The following is a 20,386-nucleotide window of genomic DNA, read 5'->3' on the forward strand; positions in this document are numbered from 1 at the left end:
GGGTTTTTTTGAAACGCAAGTTGACGCGCATATTGCTGGCCGCGGGGGCAATCCTTGTCCTGTCTTTGTGCCTGCCGTGGACGCTCATCGGCAAGTCGCCCGACCTGAATACGGTCAGGAAGTACGTGCCGGACGCGCCGGTCAAGACTCCTGAAGGGAATGAATGGACCTTTTCGGCTGACCGGGTGGTGGGCGATCATACCAGCGAATATGTGGAGGCCTTCGGCAATTGCAGCCTGAGCCTCGGCGAGGATCAACTTCGGGCCGATTTCGTGAGGTATTACCAGGCCACGGGCTGGGTGTTTCTCAAGGGCAACATTCGCGCCCATTGGGGCGGCGATTTTCTTCAGGCCGACGAGGGCGAATTCGATCTCAACAACATGACCGGGTGGCTCAAGAACGGGAAACTGTTCATGGCCAAGCCCCACATCTATGTGGAGGCGGAGCGAGTGGGCAAGGCTGTGGGTGATTCGTATACCTTCAAGAATGCCAAGGTCACCTCCTGTTCCGGTGACAAACCCGCCTGGTCCGTAACCTCCGAGGAGGGCGACGTTTCCCTGGACGGGCGCGTCCACCTCTATCGCTCCGCATTTCGCGTGAAGGATGTCCCGGTTTTTTATTGGCCCTACATGGTTCTGCCGGGCAAGATGGAACGTCAGAGCGGGTTCCTCATGCCCTACGTGTCGAGTTCCAAGAAGCTCGGTATGCAGATCAACATGCCGTACTACTGGGTGATCAACGACGAGATGGACGCCACTTTTTATCAAAACTTCATGAGCAAGCGCGGATACATGCAGGGTATCGAATTCCGCCACACCGAGGATGCCTCCTCAAAGGGGGTGTGGCAGGTGGATATCATGAGCGACAACCGCCGTGCCGCCTCTGAGTCCGACGAGTGGGATGACTACAACGACGACGGGTTGACCCGGAGCAATCGTTCCCGTTGGTGGCTGCGGAGCAAGTACGATGGTTGGCTGGGCAGCCCCGAGTGGAAGATCAAACTGGATTTGGACTTGGTGTCCGACCAGAACTACCTGCGCGATTTCCAGGACGGTCCGAACGGGTTTGAAAAGACGCGGGAAAACTTCCTGGAGGCCTTTGGCCGCGATATCGAGAATCAGGATTCCCTGAACCGCTACAGCACCGCTTACGTCAGCCGCAGTTGGGACCGCTTCGGAGTGGTGGGCATGGCGCAGTACGACGAAAACCTGCAGTTCATGAACGGCAACGGCAAATCCAGCGAGAACGATACGGTCCAGACCCTGCCCGAGCTGGACGCCTTTGCCTTCCAGCAATCCCTGTTCGGTTCGGGGCTTGAAGCCTCCTTTGAGACCAAATACAATTATTTCCACCGGGAGTACGGCAACTCCGGCCACCGGTTCAGGGCCACTCCCGAACTGAAGCTTCCCCTGAAGAGCGATGTCCTGACCGTAATTCCGTCACTGTCCGTGGACCATACTTCATACAATTTGACACAACATGAAGATACCGGCGATATCGACATTATCGGCACAGGCGGACGGGAGGATGTCATCGACACGTCCAAGATAAAGGACGGCTTTCAGAGCCGTACCACCTGGGCCGGCGGGTTCACGGCCTTTTCGGAAATGTCCCGGACCTTTGCCCTGACCGGGGAGACCAGGCCCGAGCCGAGTCTGGCCGGGACTTCCCGTTGGGCCATGCTCAAGCACTCCATCACGCCAAGGGTGGAATACTCTTACAGTCCGTATGTCACCGGCCAGGATTCGCTGCCCTATTTCGACTCTCTGGACCGCCTTGAGGGCAGGAACAAGGTGACCTACTCCCTGACCAATGTTCTGGACCGCCGCCGCGACAGCGTGGTTCTCTCTCCGGGCGAGGATGGGGAACCCGTGGCCTCGGTTGCCAAGGACTATCTCGATTTTCTCCTTTTCCGTCTTGAGCAGTCCTATGACCTGCGTGAAGCCAACCGCAATGACGAGCGCGGTGAATACGAGCGCCGTCCGTTCTCGGACTTCATGGCCGAGCTGAAGATAAAGCCGACCAATTATATAGACGTCCTGACCAGGAACTGGTTTTCGCCCTATCTGGGCGACATGACCCAGAGCGAGACGTCGGTCAGACTCTACAAGAAGGGGTTGGGTGAGTTTTCCGTGGGATATGATTATCTGGAAGCGGTGGACGAGTATCTGCGCACGCGGGATGATCCCATGTCCATTGTTTTCCTGGAGGGCAGCCTGGAGCTTTCCGAGGCCTTTACGCTGGGTGCCAAATACCGACACGATTTCAATTCCGAAAGGGATCTGGAGCGCACCATCAAGCTCAATTGGGCCGGGGAATGCTACACCCTGTACTTCGCCTTTACCCAGAAGCCCAACGACAACCGTTTCGTCTTCGGTTTCGACCTGTTGAATTTCTAATCGGTTGGTTTTGCCATGCGTGTGCAGTGCTCCTTTTACTCCGGCATTGAGGCACACGGTGTCGGACATTTTTTGTGAGGATTCATGACTACAGGGTTTGAAATTCGCGTTCTGCCTCCCGGACTGAAGAACCAGATCGCGGCGGGCGAGGTGGTGGAAAGGCCTGCCAGCGTGGTCAAGGAATTGGTGGAGAACGCGCTTGATGCCGGAGCCACCCGCGTGGACGTGACCATCGAGCAGGGCGGTCGGTCGCTCATTGTCGTTCAGGACAACGGCGCGGGCATACCCGCCTCCCAACTCAATCTGGCCGTCACCCGTCATGCCACCAGTAAAATCCGTGATTTCAGCGATCTTTCCTCCATCGGCTCCTTCGGGTTTCGTGGTGAGGCTTTGCCCAGCATAGCTTCCGTGTCCCGTTTTACCATGACTTCCTGCGCCAGCGGTGCGGCGGATGCCGCCTTCATCGAGGTGCGGGCGGGTGAGGTCGCGGGCGAGGGGCCCGGCGCTCTGGCTTCCGGCACCCGCGTAGAGGTCCGTGACCTGTTTTCGAGCACTCCGGCCCGGCTCAAGTTTCTCAAGAGCGAGGCCACGGAAAACCGCCGCTGCCAGGACGTGCTCATGCGTGTCAGCCTGGCCCACCTTGCCACCGGATTTTCCCTGACCATGGGCGGCCGCGAAGCCTTCCGCCTGCCGGCGAACCAGACCTTGCCCGGACGGTTGTCCACGTTCTGGCCACCGGCCATATGCGAGGGGCTGAAACCTTTCGATCATGAGCGCGACGGTTACCGCGTGCACGGCGTGGCAGGTGCGCCGAACACGGCTCAGGGCAGAGGGGACCGCATCCTGCTTTTCGTCAATGGCCGTCCGGTTCAGGACAAGCTCATGCTGTCCGCCGTGCGTCAGGCCTACAGGGGGATGCTGCTGTCGCGGGAGTACCCGCAGATAGCCCTGTTCCTGGAAGTGCCCAGGGGCGAGGTGGACGTAAACGTGCACCCGGCCAAGCTGGAGGTCCGTTTCGTTGAGGAGAGTCGGGTTTTTTCAGCCATTCGCAGCGGGATCATGCAGGCCCTGTCCCGGTCCGACGTGGACATGATGACCGGAGCTTCAACCGGGGAGTACCCCCGGTCTTCCCCGAATCAGGACTCCCTGTCTCATTCAGGAAGTGCCTGGTCCGGCAGCCCGTCGATGCAGGCCCGACATCAGATTTCCGCGTCCGACAGGCCGAAATTTACCACCTACCGCGATTTCCGGGCCGATCAGGCACCATCCCGGGATCTGGATCTGCCCTTGGCGCCTTCCGCATCCATGGTTCGCGAGCCGGGACCGGACGCCACCAGGCCTGCCCCCCTGGCGGGCAGTGGGTATACCTATATGGGACAGGTCGCGGATACCTATCTGGTGTTGCGTGAGGGCGAGAACCTGGTGCTGGTGGACCAGCACGCGGCCCATGAACGCATCCTGCTGGCGGCCATGCGCGATCAACGTACCAGGGGCGATTCGCAACCCCTGGCTTTGGCCCTGGAACTGCCGCTGCACCCCAGCGAGGCGGAGGTGTTGCAGGATTTGCGCGAAGCCCTGCGTTCCATGGGATTCGTGATCGAGATGGACGGACCGGCAAAGGCTCTGGTGCGTGGCATTCCGCCGACCCTGGAGACGGGCAGGGCGCGGGAGTATCTCAAGGAAGCCCTGGCCGAAAAGGCCACCGGGTTGGATGACCTGTGGACCATGATGGCATGCAAGACCGCCATCAAGGCCAACCAGCCCCTGGCCGTGGACGAGGCCCTGTCACTGTTGGAAACATGGCTTGCCACGCCGGAACGGGAGTACTGCCCCCACGGCAGACCTGTTGTCCTGCGTTGGTCTTCGAATGATCTGGAAAAACTGTTCAAGAGAAAGTAATGACCATAGATTATAATAAATTGCGCGTTCGGATCAATCTGAAAAACCTGTGTCACAATTACAGGGTTTTCCGCAAGATTCACGACCGGGTCATCCCGGTCATCAAGTCGGATGCCTATGGCCATGGCCTGACCGAGGTCAGCCGTGCCCTTGAAGTCGAGGGTGCGGACACCTTTGCCGTGGGTTTTGTCCATGAGGCCGTCAAGCTGAGGAAGGAGGGATGCACCAAGCGCATCCTCGCCTTACTCGGTCCGATCGAGGATGAGGACATCCATGCCCTGTGGGACCATGCCATCCTCACGCCCATTTCCCATTTCGCCCAGTTGCGCCGGGTGGCGGCCATGGCCGAAAAAAAAGGTCCGCTGGATATCGGCCTCAAATTCGACACCGGTATGAGGCGGCTCGGATTCCTGCCCGAGGAGCTGGACGAACTGGTGGCCGTGCTGCAAAGTTCGAAACTCAGGCCGGTCATGGCCACTTCGCACCTGGCGTCGGCAGATGTTCCCGAGCACCGTGCCCATGTGGAGGGACAGGCCGCCAGGTTCCAGGGCGTGCTTGACGGGCTGGCCCGTGCCGGATTCAAGGTGGAGGCGAACCTCGCCAATTCCGCCGGGGCTGTCGCTTTTGAACAGTGCCGTATGGACTCCCTGCGCATGGGCATCGCCCTGTACGGAGGCAATCCGTTCGACGGTACCGATCAGGCGGACATGTACCCGGACCTGGTTTCGGCCATGGAGGTCACGGCACCGGTCATGCAGGTCCACCCCCTGAAGGCGGGCGAGTCCATCAGTTACGGCTGGACCTACACTGCCGAGCGGGATTCTGTCGTGGCAGTGGTCGGCGTGGGCTATGCGGACAACTACAGCCGTTCCCTGTCCAATACGGGCGAGATGCTCATTCACGGCAAGCGTGTTCCCATTCGCGGCCGGGTGTGCATGCAGATGACTGCGGTTGACGTGACCGAGCTTATGGGTGAAGGAAGGTGCGTCGCCCCCGGGGACGAGGTCTGGCTCCTGGGCGGTCCCGGTCCGGAATCCATCACACCGGAAGACCTTGCCGGATGGTGGGGCACCATCACCTACGAAGTTTTTTGCCTGCTGGGGATGAACCGGCGGGAGTATATATAAAGGAGATCGACATGCCTGTAGTGAAAGCTGATGAATGGGTGGTTGCCGAGAGCTATCACCTTAATGAAATGGAAGAGAGCAATGTCAGCCCCAAGTGGCTTGAGGGCAAATGGCTGAACGTGGCCGAAGATATGGCCTTGATCCCGGAGAACAACGTGCGCGTCATCGTGGAAAACGATGTTTGCCGCGTTGAAGTGTCCGTGTATCTCATGGAGTGCATGCGCGGTTACTAGACCGGGGTCAGCGAATAGATGTGCGATTGTTGCGCGGCATTGCGGACCGTCCGTCTGGTTTGCAACGGATGCCCCAGGCGTACCGGAAAAGTCAGGGCTTTACGGAGGGTTACTCTGTATCGATCCTGATTTTTTTTCGCCTTTTTTTCTTCTTGTGCCGGCGTCCCGGCTGGCTGCATCAAGAGACCGGCAACGGCCGGGAATATCAACCCCTTGCGTTTTCGGAGGGGTTTTGTAACACAACCGTAACAAACCATGCCGTTACAATTCGGTTACGATTGTGTTACAGAGCGCACGCGTCCGGCGAAAGAGGTATCTGATCCAGTTGATCAACCATAAAACCGCCGACGCGCAACAGAGGATGATGGAATGAAACTGCGTTCTTTTCAAATGCGGATACTCCTGTGGACTTGGGGCCTGCTGCTCATGGTCATGGCCGTGGTCTTTTTCTACTCCACGAGCATCGTGGGTGAGGAATTGGTCACGGAAACCGAGATTCGCACTCGAAAGCAGGTCGAGACCATACAATGGCTGCTCGAAGATCATCCCCTGTTCGAATCCGAAAAGGATTTTACCGAGTGGATAGCCGCCCTGGGTTTCAAGCTCGACTCGCGCATTACCTACATATGTGGCGGTCGGGTGGTGGGAGATTCGGATATCCCCTATGCCGAGACCCGAAATTTGGACGACCACAGCACCCGGCCCGAAGTGGTCGCCGCCATTGAGACAGGGTGGGGCGTCAATGTCCGGCACTCGGATACCCTGAGCAAGGACATGCTCTACGTTGCCAAGCAGGTGTCGGGCGTTCCCGGCATCGAGGCAGGCGTGCTCCGGGTGGCGGTGCCCTTCTCCCACGTCAGTGCGCGTCTCGACATGCTGCGCAGCAATCTGACCTGGATTTTCCTCCTCACATTCGGCGTTGCCGTGTTGCTGAGTGCGATCATGTCCCGCAACATGAGCCGGGACATACGGGCGTTTTCCGAGCTGGCCCAGTCCATCGGCGAAGGTGACTATTCCAAACGGCTACGCGTCCTGCCCGGCGGCGAGTTCATGCCCCTGGCCAAGTCGGTCAACGCCATGGCCCAGTCCATCGAGCGTAATATCGAACTCATTCGGGACCAGAAGGGCCAGCTTGAGGCCGTGTTCGGGGGGATGCGCGAGGGAGTCATGACCTTGGATTCAAGGGGACGCATCGAGTCCTTCAACGCCGCCCTTGACGAGATGTTCAACCTCCCCGAGTCCACGGTGGGGAGGACGCCCATCGAGGTGACCCGCCGGTGTGAGATTCAGGAAATGGTGGACCGGGTCATTGCCGATCCCGAGTCCGAGACGGCTTCCATTCAGATAGACATCATGGATTCGCGTACCGTGGAGGTGTCTGCCGAACGGTTCCTCGACCAGAACGGGGTGCGCAAGGTCATCCTGGTTTTTTACGACATCACGGAAATGAAGCGTTCCGAGAAGGGACTCAAGGATTTCGTGGCCAATGCCTCGCATCAGCTCCGCACGCCGCTCACCTCCATCAAGGGGTATGCCGAGACGTTGCTGGACATGCCGCCTTCCGATCCTGAAGACAGCAAAAAGTTTCTTGAAATAGTGCTCAAGAACGCGGATCATATGGACAAGGTCATTTCCAGCATGCTGGCCCTGGCAAAGTCCGAGCAGATGGGCAAGCAGTTGAAACAGGTTCCGCTTTCCGGCCGTGAACATCTGTTCAGGGCCATTGCCGATCTCACTCCCTGGGCCGAGGACCATTCCATTGTCTTCAGGACCAGAACTCCCGAGGACGAAATGACGGTCATGGGCGAGACCGACGGTCTGCTGCACGTTTTTCACAATTTGCTCAACAACGCCGTCAAGTACAGTCCCGACGGCGGGGTCATCACGGTCAGTGCCGAGGATGACGGCGAGTCCATAGTGTTCTGTATCGAGGATCAGGGGCCGGGAATTTCGCGGGAACACGCCACCAAGGTGTTCGAGCGTTTTTACCGGGTGGACGAGAACACCATCGACGGATCAGGCAGTGCCGGGCTGGGATTGGCCATCTGCCGTCGTATCGTCAAGAATCTCGGTGGCGACATCTGGCATGACGGCTACGGTGAGGATGTGCGCGGAGCGCGTTTCTGTTTTCGCCTGAACAAGCCGAAGGAATCGATTCAGTAGAAAACCTTTAACCAATTCCCTCGATAGAGGGGCGTTAAAATGGATATATACGATCTGTTTCTGTACCTGTCCATCGGGGCAGGGTTCCTCATGGCCTTCAACCTGGGGGCCAACGATGTGGCCAACTCCATGGCTTCGGCCGTGGGGGCCAGGGCCATAACCGTCAAGCAGGCAGTGCTCATTGCGGGTGTCCTGAACTTTGTCGGTGCGGTCTTTTTGGGGTCCCATGTGACTGCGACCATCAGCAAGGGCATTATCAACCCCGAAGTCATTTCCGATCCGAAGATAATCATGATAGGCATGTTTGCCGCCTTGCTGGCAGCGGGGCTGTGGGTTCTGGTGGCCACATTGACGGCGCTACCGGTCTCATCGACCCACTCCATTGTCGGTGCCATAACAGGTTTCGGCCTGGTGGCAGGCGGTCCCGATGTGGTCAATTGGCTCAAGATGGGCGGCATTGTCCTGTCCTGGATCATATCTCCGTTCTTTGCGGCCGCCATCGCTTATTTCATCTTTACGCATATTCGGAAATACATTCTGTATAAACGACATTTCATCGAGCAGGCCAAGAAGTGGGCACCCATATGGGTGGCCGTCACCCTCTCCATGATTTCCTTTTCCTTCCTGTACAAGACGCCGGTCGGGAAGTCCCTGGACCTCCATTGGGCCACGTCCCTGTCCATTGCCGTTGTCCTGGCGCTGTTGGCCTGGTTGGCGGGGCGTCATTTTGTCGGCAAGATCGTCATCAATGAGGAAGAGGGGGCCGAAGGCGTGGAGCGGATTTTTCGCAAGATGCAGGTGGGAACCTCCTGCTACGTGGCCCTGTCCCAAGGCGCCAACGACGTTGCCAACGCCGTTGGCCCGGTTGCGGCAATCTATCTTATCGCCAAGGAGCACGTGCTGCTTCCCAAGGCCGATGTGCCCTGGCCCATGCTCGTGCTCGGCGGCATCGGCATAGCTGTGGGCATAGCCGTTCTCGGCCACAAGGTCATGTCTACCGTCGGCGAGAAGATCACCACCCTGACCAATACCCGCGGATTCGCCGTGGACTTCGGTGCGGCCTCAACCGTGTTGGTCGCCTCCAACCTGGGACTTCCTGTTTCCACTACCCATGCCGCTGTGGGCGGTGTTGTCGGGGTTGGTTTGGCCCGTGGCTTCTCGGCAGTGGATTTCCGGGTTCTGTTCCGGATTGTGGCCTATTGGGTGGCCACGGTCCCCATTGCCGCCTTGACCAGCATAGTAATTTTTGTGCTGCTCAAATGGTTGTGTTACAGCTAGGTTATATCGATAATAGCAACCCTTTTCACATGAGGTCATACATATGTCTTTGAAGATTCCTTTTTTCGGCTTGCTCGGGAACCGCTCTCCCATGGACGGCCTTGTTGAACACTATGACAAGATCGCCGAGTGCATTGCCGCCATTGATGATTCCCTGGAATGCTACGTGTCCGGCGGCGTGTGCCGCGAGTTCGAGGAGTTGACCAAGGCCGTGGACGAGATCGAGAACCACGCCGATTCCATCAAGCGTAATATCCGCAACCATCTGCCCAAGGGGCTGTTCATGGCCGTGGAAAAACCGCTGTTCCTGAACTACACCAAGAGTCAGGACAACGTGCTCGATGCGGCCCAGGATGCTCTGCACTGGCTGGCCATGCGCAAGGTCACCATTCCTGAGGATGTCCAGAAGGACATCATTTACCTGCTCGACGACGTGGCCAAGTGCACTGTGCTGCTCGGTCCGGCACTCAAATCCACGATCGCCCTGATTCATGGCCAGTCCTTGGATCGTGAGGGCACCAAAGAGGCTTACCGCAAGGTTCGCCGCGAACGCGATCAGGTCCGCAAACGCAAGAATGAACTCCATAAGAAAATTTATGCCAAGGATATAGATTTCAAGGATATTTATCAACTTATTCACTTTGTGGACTGCCTCGACGACATGGGCCACAACACGGAGAATTGCGCTGAAATACTGCGGAGCATGATCGCTCGGTAGGCTTTGGGCGGCTCTTTCTCCCTCTCACGAGAGTGGAGGCGGGTTTCAGGGGCGACCGGGGCGCATGCCTCCTGGCCGGGGTGCATCCCAAAAAGCGCCCCTGCACCTCGCTCGCAATTCTCTGGGGCAGAGTGAGCGGGACGGCCTGGGTGGAATGATTCTGATCGAATTCAAAAAGGCCCGATGCATTGGATGTATCGGGCCTTTTTCATTGTGTCGTGGAGAGGTTAGCGTTTGACCTTCTGCACCAGGATCTTGATAGGTTGCCCTGCCGGTCCGGCAAAGGGATCGATTCGGGTGTTGTTGGTGAACAGAAGTTGTCCGTCCAATTCGATGCGTGCATGCAGGGCATAGCTTAGCCGGTCGCTGATGCGCTGGGCATCGTATTTCAGGATCACCTCATAGGGTGGCGCAGCCTGGACCGTCACGGTGGTGCTGGCCACCGTATTGGTGGCGGAGTTCAGTTGCGAGATGTTTTGCAGGGAGACGGTCAACATACAGCCCGGAGGCAGCAGGAGCAGCTCCTGGTAATGGACCGATGTCTTCAATGCGATCGCATTGGGATTGTCCGCCACCGGGTCGCCCTTGCAGCCGCTCAGAGAGATGAGGGACAGGGCGCACAGTGCAAGCATGGCGAGTATGGTGCTTTTCATCGAATGCTCCTCATTGCGATTATCATACGCATTCTGGCTGAATGGGCAAGAAAAAGGGTGCTATTCCACATGGTCACACCTAACTCAGTGAAAATGAAAAAAGTCCTTGAAATTGACAATCAATATCAATATGGTGGGCCGCATGAACAGGGCAACAGAAGTATCCAGGGACGCTTGCAGCAAGTTTCGCGGGGCGGGGGGCCTGTCCGGGGAAGCTGTTCTCGGACGATGTATGTGCCGGCCAGCGGTTTCCGTTTGGCCGGGAAGCATGAACCCCATCAACAGGAGACAGCACATGAGTCCTTTGAGAGCACTTGGCGTTTTGAATCGTGAGGGGATGAAGTCCTTCAATTCCGGCAGAAATGACGATGCACTTTTTCAGCTCATCCAGGCCGAGAGGCTGGCGCGGACCATCGGGTCGCCATTGCATGAGGCCAAGGTGCGCAACAATATCGGGTTGGTCTACCAGGGAGCCGGGAGCCCCATGGAGGCGTTGACCAGTTTCCGTCTGGCCGCGGAACAGGCTGTCAGGGGAGCGGGTGAGGACACGCAACTGCACAAGGTGATTGTTCGCAATCTGGTCAATCTTGAGACAACCCTTCGCGCAGAGGCCGTCTAACGTGATCTCCTCGTTGAATAGTGCAGCGGCTCGACCGCGCCCGGATGGACATCGGGTGGGAGTGGAATCGTCCAAGTTCGTGACCGCAGTATTGCATCAGTTCGCGGAGTCACTGGGCAATGCCATTGATGCCAAGGACCCATACACTTCCAGTCATTCTGAGGAGGTGGCCGAGGTCTCACACACTTTGGCCCTGAGTATGGGAATGAGTCCAAGAGAGGCGGATATCATCCATGTGGCCGGCCACTTGCACGACATCGGAAAGATCGGTGTTCCGGATTCGGTCTTGATCAAAAAAGGGCCGCTGAACGCAGGGGAGTGGCAAGCCGTCCGCAAGCACCCTCTGGTGGGAGCGGACATCCTCCGTCCTGTGGCGGCGTTGAGCAGCCTCGGCATCGTGGGCATGGTTCTGCATCATCATGAGCGGTTCGACGGCACGGGCTATCCGAGCCGCCTCAAAGGGGCGGCAATCCCCATCGGCGCACGCATCATCGCCCTTGCCGACAGTCTGTCCGCCATGTTGCAGGACAGACCGTACCGGGCGACCAAGGGTTTTGATGCAGCCTGTGAGGAGATCGTGCGCTGCTCGGGAAAACAGTTCGACCCCTCAGTGGTTTCGGCCTTTGAAAAGTCTGCGGGAAAGATTCTGAGTACAATGTCGCTGCTTTCATCCCCGGGAAAAAAATGACACACCCGTGACCGGTTCAAGAGTCGGAAAAAGATCACCCCACCGTCAGTTGACGGCGGGGTGAAGTTTTTGTGGGGATGCAAACCTGAGTGCGGATGCGTTACGCCTTGGGCGGATCCGGCAGGGTGAGCAGGGGGGCGATGACTGCTTCCAGGGCTTTGCCTGTGGCGGTGTCGCGGTGTACCTTCAGGAAGGGGTATCCTTCGTCGCCGGAGTGGGTCACTTCCGGGTCAAGGGGGATGCGACCCAGGAATCGGACGCCCGCTTCCTTGGCCAGTGCTTCTCCGCCGCCGGAATTGAATATCTGGTGCACTGCCCCGCAGTCGGGACAGGCGAATCCGGACATGTTTTCAACGATGCCGAAGACGCGGTTGCCCACTTCGCCCACGAAGGAGACGGACCGGCGCACATCGTCGATGGCCACACCCTGAGGCGTGGTGACGATGACGGCCATGGCCGTGGTTCCGAGGGTCTGGAGGGTGGAAAGAGGCTCGTCACCGGTGCCCGGAGGGCAGTCAACGATGAGAAAATCCAGATCGCCCCACATGACGTCTTCCACAAACTGTTTGATCAGCCCCATCTTGACCGGGCCGCGCCAAATGACTGCCTGGCGCTCGTCCTGCAACAGGAAACCCAGGGACATGACCGACAGGTTCTTGCTCCAGGGCACCGGTTCCATTATCTGGTCGCCCATGTGAGGCTGTTGCCCCTTCAAGGCGAGCAGGCGCGGTATGCTCGGGCCGTGTACGTCCACGTCCAGCAGTCCGACCTTTTTCCCGGCCAGGGACAGAGCCACGGCTATGTTGGCGGCCATGGTGGATTTGCCCACGCCGCCCTTGCCGGACATGACCACTATCTTGTGCTTGATGCGGCCCAGGGTTTTTTGCAGTTTGGCATCCGGGTTGTCGCAGCCTGTTGAACTGGAACAGCTTCCGTCAGGTGCGGCAGACGCACATCCATTACATTCGCTCATAGTGTTCTCCTGAAAAATGACGGCCGGAGCCGATCTTGAAGTGCCGTAAAATTATGCGGCGGGACTTCGCCGCAGACGGGTGTCAGAGAGATAAACATAGTCGGGGAAAAGTCAAATCGTGATGCCGGGCATGGCCAGTTGGGACAGGGTGTCTTGTATGAAGCCTTCGAGCACCTGGCTCTCGGACCCGGTGAGCCAGGGCAGGACCGTGATGCCCGCCCTTTCGAGAGTTTGTCTGGTCTTTGTGCAGATGGCACCGCACAGGAAAGCAGTTACCCCGCAGGCCAATATGGCGGATGTCCTGTCCATAGGGTCCTTTGAGGGAAGGGATAGGAGGCCTGCGGGGTAAAATTTGTTGTCACGTATTTCAAAAAGCTTGTAACCGTCTGCGTTCTCACACACCGATGCCAGCCGGTCCTGGTAGCACGCCAGGCAGATTAGCTTGGCGGATTCAGTCATAATCATATCGCTCCAAGGTCGTCAGAAGTCGAGCCGGTTATCTCTAAGATAGCATAGGGCGTGCCAAAACAATAACACTGTAAAAACAACATGTTGCAATTTTGAAGAGAAGGGTTTGGGATAATTTTTAGCCTTTGGCGAAAGCTGGTGGGCGATTTATTCGCCTTTTGTCGCGGCGGTCAACAGGCGGCGCAGGGTGTCCTTGGTGATGCCGAGTTCGCGGCAGGCGGCCATTTTTTTCCCGTTGTTTCTTTCCACGGCCTGACGGGCTGCGCGCCGTTTGATGGCGTCCATGGTGCCGGACAGGGATTGAACGATCTTGTCGTCCTGCCTGCCGGGGTGGAAGTGTTCCGGCAGGTGTTCCACCTGGATGAAACCGCTGGGGCAGAGGATGAATGCGTACTCCAGGATATTTTCCAGTTCGCGGACGTTGCCGGGAAAGTCGTGGCGCATGAGCACATGCAGGGCGTCTTCACTGACGCCCTTTATGGCCTTGCCCCTGATGGCGTTGAATTCTTCCAGGAAGTGGTCGATGAGCAGGGGCAGATCCTCCTGGCGCTGACTGAGGGGGGGCAGGGTCAGGGTGACCACGTTCAGGCGGTAGTAGAGGTCCTGGCGGAAGGAGCCTTCGGCCACGGCCTGTTCGAGGTTCTTGTTGGTGGCCGCCACCACGCGGACGTCCGCCTTGACCGGGGTGACCCCTCCAAGGGGTTCGAAGGTCTTGTCCTGGAGGAAGCGGAGCAGTTTTACCTGGAGGTTGGACGGGATGTCGCCGATCTCGTCCAGGAAGACCGTGCCTCCGTCGGCCAGTTCGAACCTGCCCGGCTTGTCAGCGCGTGCATCGGTGAAGGCCCCGGCCTTGTAGCCGAAGAGCTCGGATTCCAGCAGGGTGTCGGGCAAGGCGCCGCAGTTCACCGCCACAAAGGGGCCGTGCTTGCGCGAACTCAGGTTGTGGATGGCCTTGGCAAACAACTCCTTGCCCGTGCCGGACTCGCCGAGCAGCAGGGTGGTGGCTTCGGAATCACTGATCTGCGGAAGGATGCGGAAGATTTTTTCCAACCCCTGGCTCCGGCCCACGATGTTTTCGAAACGGTAGATGTCCCTGGCCTGTTGCCGGGCGGCATGGATTTCGGTCAAATCGCGGAAGGTCTCCACGCCGCCGATGACGTTGCCTTCCTTGTCCTTGAGGGGCGATGCCGAGATCGAGATGGGCAGGGTGGAGCCGTCGGAGCGAACGATGAAGATGGACTTGTTGACGATCAGTCCCCCTTTCTCGATGCAATTGCCGATGGCGCACTGGCCGTCGCACAGGGAGGAGCGGAACACGTCCCAGCACTTGCGGCCGAGGGCCTCCTTGGCGGAGATGCCGGTGATGCGCTGGGCCGCTTCGTTGAAGTATGTGACGTTCCACTCCGTATCAACGGTGAACAGCCCGTCGGCGATGGACGCGAACACGTCCTCAAGGGGGAGATTGGCTGGAAAGGGCATGGGGACACCCTACAAGCGTCCTTCGGGAATGCCAATAAAAAAGGGGCGAATAATTCGCCCTGTGGTGAATTGGCCCCTTTGCCGACGGCAGAAAGGGCGCTGGAGGACGTTTGGAGGGGCGGTCAAGGTGTGCAGGCCGTCCGGCCCCGGGATGGTCTGGGGCCGGACGTTTTCGGTAAATGAATGCAGGGGTGTTACTTGTTGATCGACAACTTGATCTCAAAGGGGCTGAAGGTGCTGTATGTCACGCAGTCGCCCATTACACCAGGAGTGAATCCATTTTTGGATCGCTTCAGATAGCCGTCGCAAAGTCCTTTACCGCTGTCGGACAGGATTTGGAAATACCACTCCTGGTCCTCGTCCCAACTCGGTTGCTGGAAGACTTCGATATATTCGTCTGTACCCGCGGCAACCTTTCTGTTTACCACTGATCCGCTTCCGATTTTGTTCCCCTTAACCTTCAGGATGATCTCGCACATCGCGCTCGTATTGTTGAAAACATATACCTCTCCTGCGTCTTGGCCAAAGGCCATGGATGCGGACAGGACCAGTACCAGCGTCGCCATTGCAATTATCTGCTTTTTCATGATGCTCTCCTTGATCTGTTCTTGCGGGTTCTTTCTTTATTCATCGCCACTGCTGCGACAGGTTTTCTTTTACGGGTTTTATTGAATGGTGAAACGATAGCTGCATATCCCCAGTTGGTCGATTGATGCCCTGCTTGATTTTTCGGAACTCACCTGGCAGTCGCCTTCATTGGGAAGCACCAGGTATTCGTACTCATCGCCGATCTTGATTTTCCACTTGGCCATGGCCACGGCTTCCCGGTGCTTGGTCTCGGAATTGGAAATCCGAACGGTAGCCCCTGCGGAAGCCTTCCGGTTGACGATTGCGACCGTTGCCATGTCCATGATATATACCGTCACGTTCAGCTCCGTACCGCTCTGGTTGACGATTTCCAAGGCAAGTCCGTCATCGGCACAGGCCGGAACAGCCATAAAAAGCAACAGGGCGATCACAATGGATGTCGTTGTTCTCATGACAGGGCAATGCATTCATTTCTCCTTCCTTTACGGGACATCGTTTTCATTCCGGAGGATTCGTGTCCCTTTTCCCGACTCAATTCCACTGCATTGTCGAATTCAGGTCAATCTGATTCCATGTGAATTCATGTGAAACAAGCACATTAGTGAGTAATATCGTGTGGTTGATTGCCGTGTTGACCAGAAGGGGGGTGCCGAAAGTCGTGCTTCTTTTCTTTCGGGGATCATCAAGGTCGGGTTTGGCAGCCTTGAGGTATTCAGGCTGCGGGCTGTATTGAGCCTGATGACAGGGGGTCAAGCAACTGGAGCAAGAGACTGAAACCGGACAACACTGAAAAAGCCGCCCAGAGGGCGGCTTTTTCAGTGGATTGTAAGGTGAGGGAGCGTGTTCAGATTCGCTGTTCCGGAGAGGCCTTAGAGTTTTTCTGCGCGTCTGGCGCGGAGCCATTTGTACCAGACTTCCATGTTCTCGCCGGTGCGGGCGGAGATGGGCATGACTTCAATGTCCTTGTTCAGTTTCTTGGCGTGGTTCGTGGCCTTGGTCATGTCAAAGTCCACGTAGGGAAGCAGGTCCACCTTGTTCAGCAGCATCACGGAAGAAATATGGAACATGAAGGGATATTTTTCGGGTTTGTCGTCGCCTTCGGCCACGGACAGGAGCGTGACCTTGTAGTCTTCGCCCACGTTGAATTCGGCCGGACAGACCAGATTGCCCACGTTTTCCACGAACAGGATGTCCAGGCCGTCGGTGTCGATGGATTTGAGTGCTTCCATGACCATGCCGGAGTCGAGGTGGCAGCCGCCTTCGGTGTTGATCTGCACGGCCTGGGCCCCGGTGGCGGCCACACGCTGGGCATCGTTGTCGGTCTGCAGGTCGCCTTCGATGACGGCCATCTTGAACTCGTCCTTGAGGTCGGTCAGGGTGCGTTCAAGCAGGGTGGTCTTGCCCGCGCCCGGGGAACTCATGAGGTTCAGGCAGAGGATATTCTTGACCCTAAATTTCTTTTGCAGTTCTTCGGCAAGCCGGTCGTTGGCCTCCAGCACATTCCTGACGATGGTAACTTCCTTCGACATGATAACTCCTAAATATTTACTGCTGGTCGTCGACTTCGATGGAATCGATCAACAGTTCCTTTCCTTGCAAGACAGTGTGGCCCAACAGGGCCTCGCATTTGGGGCAGGGCATGCACCTGTTGTGGTCCGGGTGGAACTCCTCGCCGCATTCGCCGCAAGCCACTTTGACCGGAATCTCGATGATTTGGAGTTCGGCTCCGTCGAACTCCCCGCCGGGAATAAGCGCTTCCCAGGCGAATTTCAGGGATTCCGTGACCACACCGGCCAACTGACCGTTCTTGAGAGTCACTTTCTTGAGCTTCTGGCCGTCATATTTGACCATCTCCTCGCGCAGGATGCCGAGAATGGATTCAACGATAGACATTTCATGCATGGTTGTGAGCAGTACACCGATTTTTATACGGGGGCAAGGGGCGTCGGCCAGGGATAGCGGCCCGTTTCACATTTTTTCGTGAACTGCAGGTGCGTCTCCAGGCCGTGCAGAATCCAAGGTCACAGAAATGGAGGGCTGAGCCTGATTCCCGCTGTTGCCACGTTGCAACCGCCGATTGTTCACGCGAGGAAGGTGAGGGCAGGCGGTGCTGGGATTCGGATAAAAAAAAGGGGGAAATATGTTGACGGGATGGGGGGTGACAATTTACTGCTTTTGAAACTTGTTCTCAGGGCGGGGTGGAAGTCCCCACCGGCGGTGATCTGGTCAACCAGAAAGCCCGCGAGCGCTCCTTCATGTGAGGGAGGTCAAGCAGACCCGGTGTGATTCCGGGGCCGACGGTAAGAGTCCGGAAGGAAGAGAATAAGGCAGTCCCGCATTGGCTGTCGAGCGGTTTGCGCTCACGATGGCTGCTTTTGCGCTGTGCGCTTTCTGCGCACTGACTGCCTGTCTATGCGCCCTGATTCATTCATACTCTTTTCAAGGAGATTCATGATGGATCAGCCAATCCTCAAGCAGTTCGGTGGCCCCATTTCGCGGGTCGAAAAAGCACTTAATTCCCTACGCAAGGGGCAGGGTGTCCTGGTTACGGACAACGCGGACCGGGAAAACGAAGGTGATCTCATCTTCGCGGCCCAGACCTTGACCAACGAGCAGATGGCCATGCTCATCCGCGAATGCAGCGGCATCGTCTGCCTCTGTCTGACCGAGGAAAAGATCAGGTCCCTCGGCCTCCCCATGATGGTGGAGAAAAACAACAGCCAGTACCAAACAGCCTTTACAGTATCCATCGAGGCTGCCGAGGGCGTCACTACCGGCGTATCGGCCAAGGATCGTGTGGCAACGGTCAAGGCGGCCATTGCCGCTGACGCCAAGTCGTCCGACCTGGCCCGTCCTGGTCATGTCTTCCCGCTCTGCGCCCGTCCCGGCGGCGTGCTTGAGCGCGGCGGCCATACCGAGGCCACGGTGGATTTGACCCGCCTGGCAGGACTTATGCCGTGCGGCGTGCTCTGCGAGTTGACCAATCCCGACGGCACCATGGCCAAGCTTCACGAGATCGTGGGTTTTGCCATCAAGAATCAGATGGCCATGTGCACGGTTCAGGACATCGTCGCCTACCGCGAGCATATCGGCGACACCGATGCCGAAATGGTCGTTCCCGAAGACGTCTCCGCTGTGGTGAAGCCGACCAAGCGCTTCCCCACGGGTGCAGTCGGCGGATCGGTCTACGCATCCGGGCGTTAACCGACCTTCACGACATCCATAACCACTCCTCCACAGGCCCCGCCGTTTCGCCCGGCGGGGCCTTTTTATTCAAGAGGGCAGCGCCTCGTGAGAAGGGAATGGTCTCTCCCTTTTTCCAGCCGCCGGAGGCCTCGCCCGGCAAAATTCATTGACACCCCGCCCTCTTCCGGTGTGAACTGGCCGTCCGAATTTCATTACGATTAGGAGAACCAGATGCGAAGCAAGAAAATGACTGCCGGATTGGAGAAGGCCCCGCACCGCTCGTTGTTGTATGCGGCCGGAATGTCCAAGGAAGAGATGGACAGGCCGCTGATCGGCGTATGCAACGCCCAGAACGAGATTATCCCCGGTCATGTCCATCTGGATACCATTGCCGAGGCTGTGAAGGCCGGCATCCGCATGGCGGGCGGCACGCCCCTGGAATTTCCGGCCATCGGCGTATGCGACGGGCTGGCCATGAACCACGAGGGCATGAGAATGTCCCTGCCCAGCCGTGAGATCATCGCCGACTCGGTGGAGATCATGGCCACGGCGCACCCCTTTGACGCCATTGTCTGCATTCCCAACTGCGACAAGATCGTGCCCGGTATGCTCATGGCCATACTGCGGCTGAACATCCCTGCGGTCATGGTCTCCGGCGGTCCCATGCTGGCCGGGCGCAAGAAGACCGCAGACCTGATCAACGTCTTTGAGGGCGTGGGCAAGGTCAAGGCCGGCACCATGACCGAAGAGGAGCTGGAGACATTCGAACAGTCCGCCTGCCCCACCTGCGGGTCCTGTGCGGGCATGTTCACGGCCAACTCCATGAACTGCCTGTCCGAGTCCATCGGTTTGGCCCTGCCCGGCAACGGGACCATCCCGGCGGTCATGTCCGCCCGTATCCGGCTGGCCAAGAAGGCGGGTATGCAGGTCATGGAGATGCTTGAGAGAAACATCCGACCGCGCGACATCGTCACGGCCAAGTCCGTGCAGAATGCCGTGACCATGGACATGGCACTCGGCTGTTCCACCAACACCACGCTGCATCTGCCCGCCCTGTTCGCAGAGGCCGAGCTGAACCTGTCCCTTGAGATGTTCAACGAGGTCAGCGCCAAGACCCCGAATCTGTGCAAACTTTCCCCGGCCGGCCCCCATTTCATGGAAGACCTCGAAGAGGCCGGAGGCATTCCCGCCGTCATGTCCGAACTGGTCAAGCGGGACCTGCTCAACCTGGACGTCATGACCGTCACCGGCAAGACCCTGGGCGAGAATCTGAAGGACCTGAATGCGAAGGTGACCAATTATGAAATCGTCCGGCCCATCGACAATCCGTACTCGCAAGAGGGCGGCATCGCCATCCTCTACGGCAACATCGCGCCCGAGGGTTGTTGCGTGAAACAGTCTGCCGTGGCCCCGGAAATGATGAAAAATACCGGCACGGCCAAGGTCTTCAACAGCGAGGAGGAGGCTGTCGAGGCCATCCTGGGCAACAGGATCAAGCCGGGCGACGTGGTGGTGGTCCTGTACGAAGGCCCCAAGGGCGGTCCCGGGATGCGCGAGATGCTCACCCCCACTTCGGCCATCTCCGGCATGGGACTGGGCGGGTCCGTGGCCCTGGTCACCGACGGCCGGTTCTCGGGCGGCACGCGCGGCGCGGCCATCGGCCACATTTCGCCCGAAGCCGCGGCAGGCGGCCCGTGCGGCCTGATCCGGGAAAATGATTTGATCGAGATCGATATTCCGGCCCGCAAGATCAATCTGCTGGTGGATGACGCCGAGCTTGAGGAGCGTCGCAAGACCCACAAGCCGGTGGTCAAGGAGATCAAGTCGCCCTTCCTGCGCCGCTACGCCAAGCTGGTGACCTCTGCCTCTCGCGGGGCCGTGTACGAAAAATAATCTTTGATTACGAATGAAAAAG

General features: G+C 58.0%; 19 protein-coding genes and 1 riboswitch. Of the genes, 11 read left to right on the forward strand and 8 right to left on the reverse strand.

The annotated features are described in order from the left end of the window. The first annotated feature begins 8 nt into the window (after window positions 1-8). The 7 genes from lptD (at window position 9) to DWB63_RS14185 (ending at window position 9,817) form a co-directional block, all read left to right on the forward strand. Window positions 9-2,399, forward strand: a complete 2,391-nt coding sequence (lptD, locus tag DWB63_RS14155) for an LPS assembly protein LptD (RefSeq protein WP_128329502.1) — start codon at window positions 9-11, stop codon at window positions 2,397-2,399. Window positions 2,400-2,483: 84 nt separating this feature from the next. Then, complete coding sequence (gene mutL / locus DWB63_RS14160; protein ID WP_128329503.1) at window positions 2,484-4,298, forward strand: DNA mismatch repair endonuclease MutL; 1,815 nt, start codon at window positions 2,484-2,486, stop codon at window positions 4,296-4,298. Beyond that, window positions 4,298-5,425: an alanine racemase gene (alr, locus tag DWB63_RS14165; protein WP_128329504.1), complete on the forward strand. Its 1,128-nt coding sequence runs from the start codon at window positions 4,298-4,300 to the stop codon at window positions 5,423-5,425. Before mutL ends, alr begins: the two co-directional genes overlap by 1 nt. An 11-nt stretch (window positions 5,426-5,436) precedes the next feature. Then, on the forward strand, window positions 5,437-5,658 hold the full coding sequence (locus DWB63_RS14170; RefSeq protein WP_128329505.1) for a hypothetical protein: 222 nt from the start codon (window positions 5,437-5,439) through the stop codon (window positions 5,656-5,658). Window positions 5,659-6,027: 369 nt separating this feature from the next. Then, the gene (locus tag DWB63_RS14175) at window positions 6,028-7,821 is read left to right on the forward strand and encodes an ATP-binding protein (protein ID WP_128329506.1); all 1,794 of its coding nucleotides are present in this window, start codon (window positions 6,028-6,030) and stop codon (window positions 7,819-7,821) included. Between the two features lie 39 nt (window positions 7,822-7,860). Continuing rightward, window positions 7,861-9,099, forward strand: a complete 1,239-nt coding sequence (locus tag DWB63_RS14180; protein ID WP_128329507.1) for an inorganic phosphate transporter — start codon at window positions 7,861-7,863, stop codon at window positions 9,097-9,099. A 43-nt stretch (window positions 9,100-9,142) separates the two neighbouring features. Further along, window positions 9,143-9,817, forward strand: a complete 675-nt coding sequence (locus tag DWB63_RS14185; RefSeq protein ID WP_128329508.1) for a DUF47 family protein — start codon at window positions 9,143-9,145, stop codon at window positions 9,815-9,817. A 227-nt stretch (window positions 9,818-10,044) separates the two neighbouring features. Here DWB63_RS14185 and DWB63_RS14190 read toward each other — a convergent pair whose 3' ends face one another. Continuing rightward, window positions 10,045-10,470, reverse strand: coding sequence for a YbaY family lipoprotein (locus DWB63_RS14190; RefSeq protein ID WP_128329509.1), 426 nt, complete (start codon window positions 10,468-10,470; stop codon window positions 10,045-10,047). Between the two features lie 295 nt (window positions 10,471-10,765). Between DWB63_RS14190 and DWB63_RS14195 the strand changes: the two genes are divergently transcribed. Then, the gene (locus DWB63_RS14195; protein ID WP_128329510.1) at window positions 10,766-11,089 is read left to right on the forward strand and encodes a tetratricopeptide repeat protein; all 324 of its coding nucleotides are present in this window, start codon (window positions 10,766-10,768) and stop codon (window positions 11,087-11,089) included. 79 nt (window positions 11,090-11,168) lie between these two features. Continuing rightward, the gene (locus DWB63_RS14200) at window positions 11,169-11,777 is read left to right on the forward strand and encodes an HD-GYP domain-containing protein (protein WP_347231977.1); all 609 of its coding nucleotides are present in this window, start codon (window positions 11,169-11,171) and stop codon (window positions 11,775-11,777) included. 100 nt (window positions 11,778-11,877) lie between these two features. Here DWB63_RS14200 and DWB63_RS14205 read toward each other — a convergent pair whose 3' ends face one another. The 7 genes from DWB63_RS14205 to DWB63_RS14235 form a co-directional block, all read right to left on the reverse strand. After that, window positions 11,878-12,750, reverse strand: a complete 873-nt coding sequence (locus DWB63_RS14205; protein ID WP_128329512.1) for an Mrp/NBP35 family ATP-binding protein — start codon at window positions 12,748-12,750, stop codon at window positions 11,878-11,880. 111 nt (window positions 12,751-12,861) lie between these two features. Continuing rightward, window positions 12,862-13,059, reverse strand: a complete 198-nt coding sequence (locus tag DWB63_RS17505) for a hypothetical protein (protein ID WP_241648861.1) — start codon at window positions 13,057-13,059, stop codon at window positions 12,862-12,864. Between the two features lie 306 nt (window positions 13,060-13,365). Further along, entirely contained in the window at window positions 13,366-14,697 is a 1,332-nt protein-coding gene (locus DWB63_RS14215; RefSeq protein WP_128329513.1) for a sigma 54-interacting transcriptional regulator, read from the reverse strand. 194 nt (window positions 14,698-14,891) lie between these two features. Beyond that, window positions 14,892-15,284: a hypothetical protein gene (locus DWB63_RS14220; RefSeq protein WP_128329514.1), complete on the reverse strand. Its 393-nt coding sequence runs from the start codon at window positions 15,282-15,284 to the stop codon at window positions 14,892-14,894. Window positions 15,285-15,362: 78 nt separating this feature from the next. Further along, window positions 15,363-15,737: a hypothetical protein gene (locus DWB63_RS14225; protein WP_164879900.1), complete on the reverse strand. Its 375-nt coding sequence runs from the start codon at window positions 15,735-15,737 to the stop codon at window positions 15,363-15,365. Window positions 15,738-16,154: 417 nt separating this feature from the next. Next, window positions 16,155-16,814, reverse strand: coding sequence for a hydrogenase nickel incorporation protein HypB (gene hypB / locus DWB63_RS14230; RefSeq protein WP_128329516.1), 660 nt, complete (start codon window positions 16,812-16,814; stop codon window positions 16,155-16,157). Window positions 16,815-16,830: 16 nt separating this feature from the next. Next, on the reverse strand, window positions 16,831-17,187 hold the full coding sequence (locus tag DWB63_RS14235; RefSeq protein ID WP_241648862.1) for a hydrogenase maturation nickel metallochaperone HypA: 357 nt from the start codon (window positions 17,185-17,187) through the stop codon (window positions 16,831-16,833). Window positions 17,188-17,465: 278 nt separating this feature from the next. Beyond that, window positions 17,466-17,613: riboswitch (FMN riboswitch) on the forward strand. A 126-nt stretch (window positions 17,614-17,739) separates the two neighbouring features. On the opposite strand from DWB63_RS14235, the gene ribB reads away from it, so the two are divergent. After that, on the forward strand, window positions 17,740-18,489 hold the full coding sequence (ribB, locus tag DWB63_RS14240; protein WP_128329534.1) for a 3,4-dihydroxy-2-butanone-4-phosphate synthase: 750 nt from the start codon (window positions 17,740-17,742) through the stop codon (window positions 18,487-18,489). 213 nt (window positions 18,490-18,702) lie between these two features. After that, window positions 18,703-20,364 (forward strand): dihydroxy-acid dehydratase, encoded by a 1,662-nt coding sequence (ilvD, locus tag DWB63_RS14245; RefSeq protein ID WP_128329518.1) that lies wholly within the window; start codon window positions 18,703-18,705, stop codon window positions 20,362-20,364. Window positions 20,365-20,386: the final 22 nt, after the last annotated feature.

The organism is Pseudodesulfovibrio sp. S3 (assembly GCF_004025585.1).
In the GTDB taxonomy this organism is placed as follows: domain Bacteria; phylum Desulfobacterota; class Desulfovibrionia; order Desulfovibrionales; family Desulfovibrionaceae; genus Pseudodesulfovibrio.

Excerpts from the sequence above, each read along its gene's own strand:
- DWB63_RS14235 (WP_241648862.1), bottom strand. The coding sequence starts at position 17,187 with ATGCATGAAATGTCTATCGTTGAATCCATTCTCGGCATCCTGCGCGAG.
- DWB63_RS14175 (WP_128329506.1), top strand. The coding sequence starts at position 6,028 with ATGAAACTGCGTTCTTTTCAAATGCGGATACTCCTGTGGACTTGGGGC.
- DWB63_RS14185 (WP_128329508.1), top strand. The coding sequence starts at position 9,143 with ATGTCTTTGAAGATTCCTTTTTTCGGCTTGCTCGGGAACCGCTCTCCC.
- DWB63_RS14205 (WP_128329512.1), bottom strand. The coding sequence starts at position 12,750 with ATGAGCGAATGTAATGGATGTGCGTCTGCCGCACCTGACGGAAGCTGT.
- DWB63_RS17505 (WP_241648861.1), bottom strand. The coding sequence starts at position 13,059 with ATGGACAGGACATCCGCCATATTGGCCTGCGGGGTAACTGCTTTCCTG.
- ribB (WP_128329534.1), top strand. The coding sequence starts at position 17,740 with ATGGATCAGCCAATCCTCAAGCAGTTCGGTGGCCCCATTTCGCGGGTC.
- DWB63_RS14220 (WP_128329514.1), bottom strand. The coding sequence starts at position 15,284 with ATGAAAAAGCAGATAATTGCAATGGCGACGCTGGTACTGGTCCTGTCC.
- DWB63_RS14195 (WP_128329510.1), top strand. The coding sequence starts at position 10,766 with ATGAGTCCTTTGAGAGCACTTGGCGTTTTGAATCGTGAGGGGATGAAG.
- DWB63_RS14215 (WP_128329513.1), bottom strand. The coding sequence starts at position 14,697 with ATGCCCTTTCCAGCCAATCTCCCCCTTGAGGACGTGTTCGCGTCCATC.
- hypB (WP_128329516.1), bottom strand. The coding sequence starts at position 16,814 with ATGTCGAAGGAAGTTACCATCGTCAGGAATGTGCTGGAGGCCAACGAC.
- alr (WP_128329504.1), top strand. The coding sequence starts at position 4,298 with ATGACCATAGATTATAATAAATTGCGCGTTCGGATCAATCTGAAAAAC.
- DWB63_RS14190 (WP_128329509.1), bottom strand. The coding sequence starts at position 10,470 with ATGAAAAGCACCATACTCGCCATGCTTGCACTGTGCGCCCTGTCCCTC.
- DWB63_RS14225 (WP_164879900.1), bottom strand. The coding sequence starts at position 15,737 with ATGAGAACAACGACATCCATTGTGATCGCCCTGTTGCTTTTTATGGCT.
- DWB63_RS14170 (WP_128329505.1), top strand. The coding sequence starts at position 5,437 with ATGCCTGTAGTGAAAGCTGATGAATGGGTGGTTGCCGAGAGCTATCAC.
- DWB63_RS14180 (WP_128329507.1), top strand. The coding sequence starts at position 7,861 with ATGGATATATACGATCTGTTTCTGTACCTGTCCATCGGGGCAGGGTTC.
- ilvD (WP_128329518.1), top strand. The coding sequence starts at position 18,703 with ATGCGAAGCAAGAAAATGACTGCCGGATTGGAGAAGGCCCCGCACCGC.
- mutL (WP_128329503.1), top strand. The coding sequence starts at position 2,484 with ATGACTACAGGGTTTGAAATTCGCGTTCTGCCTCCCGGACTGAAGAAC.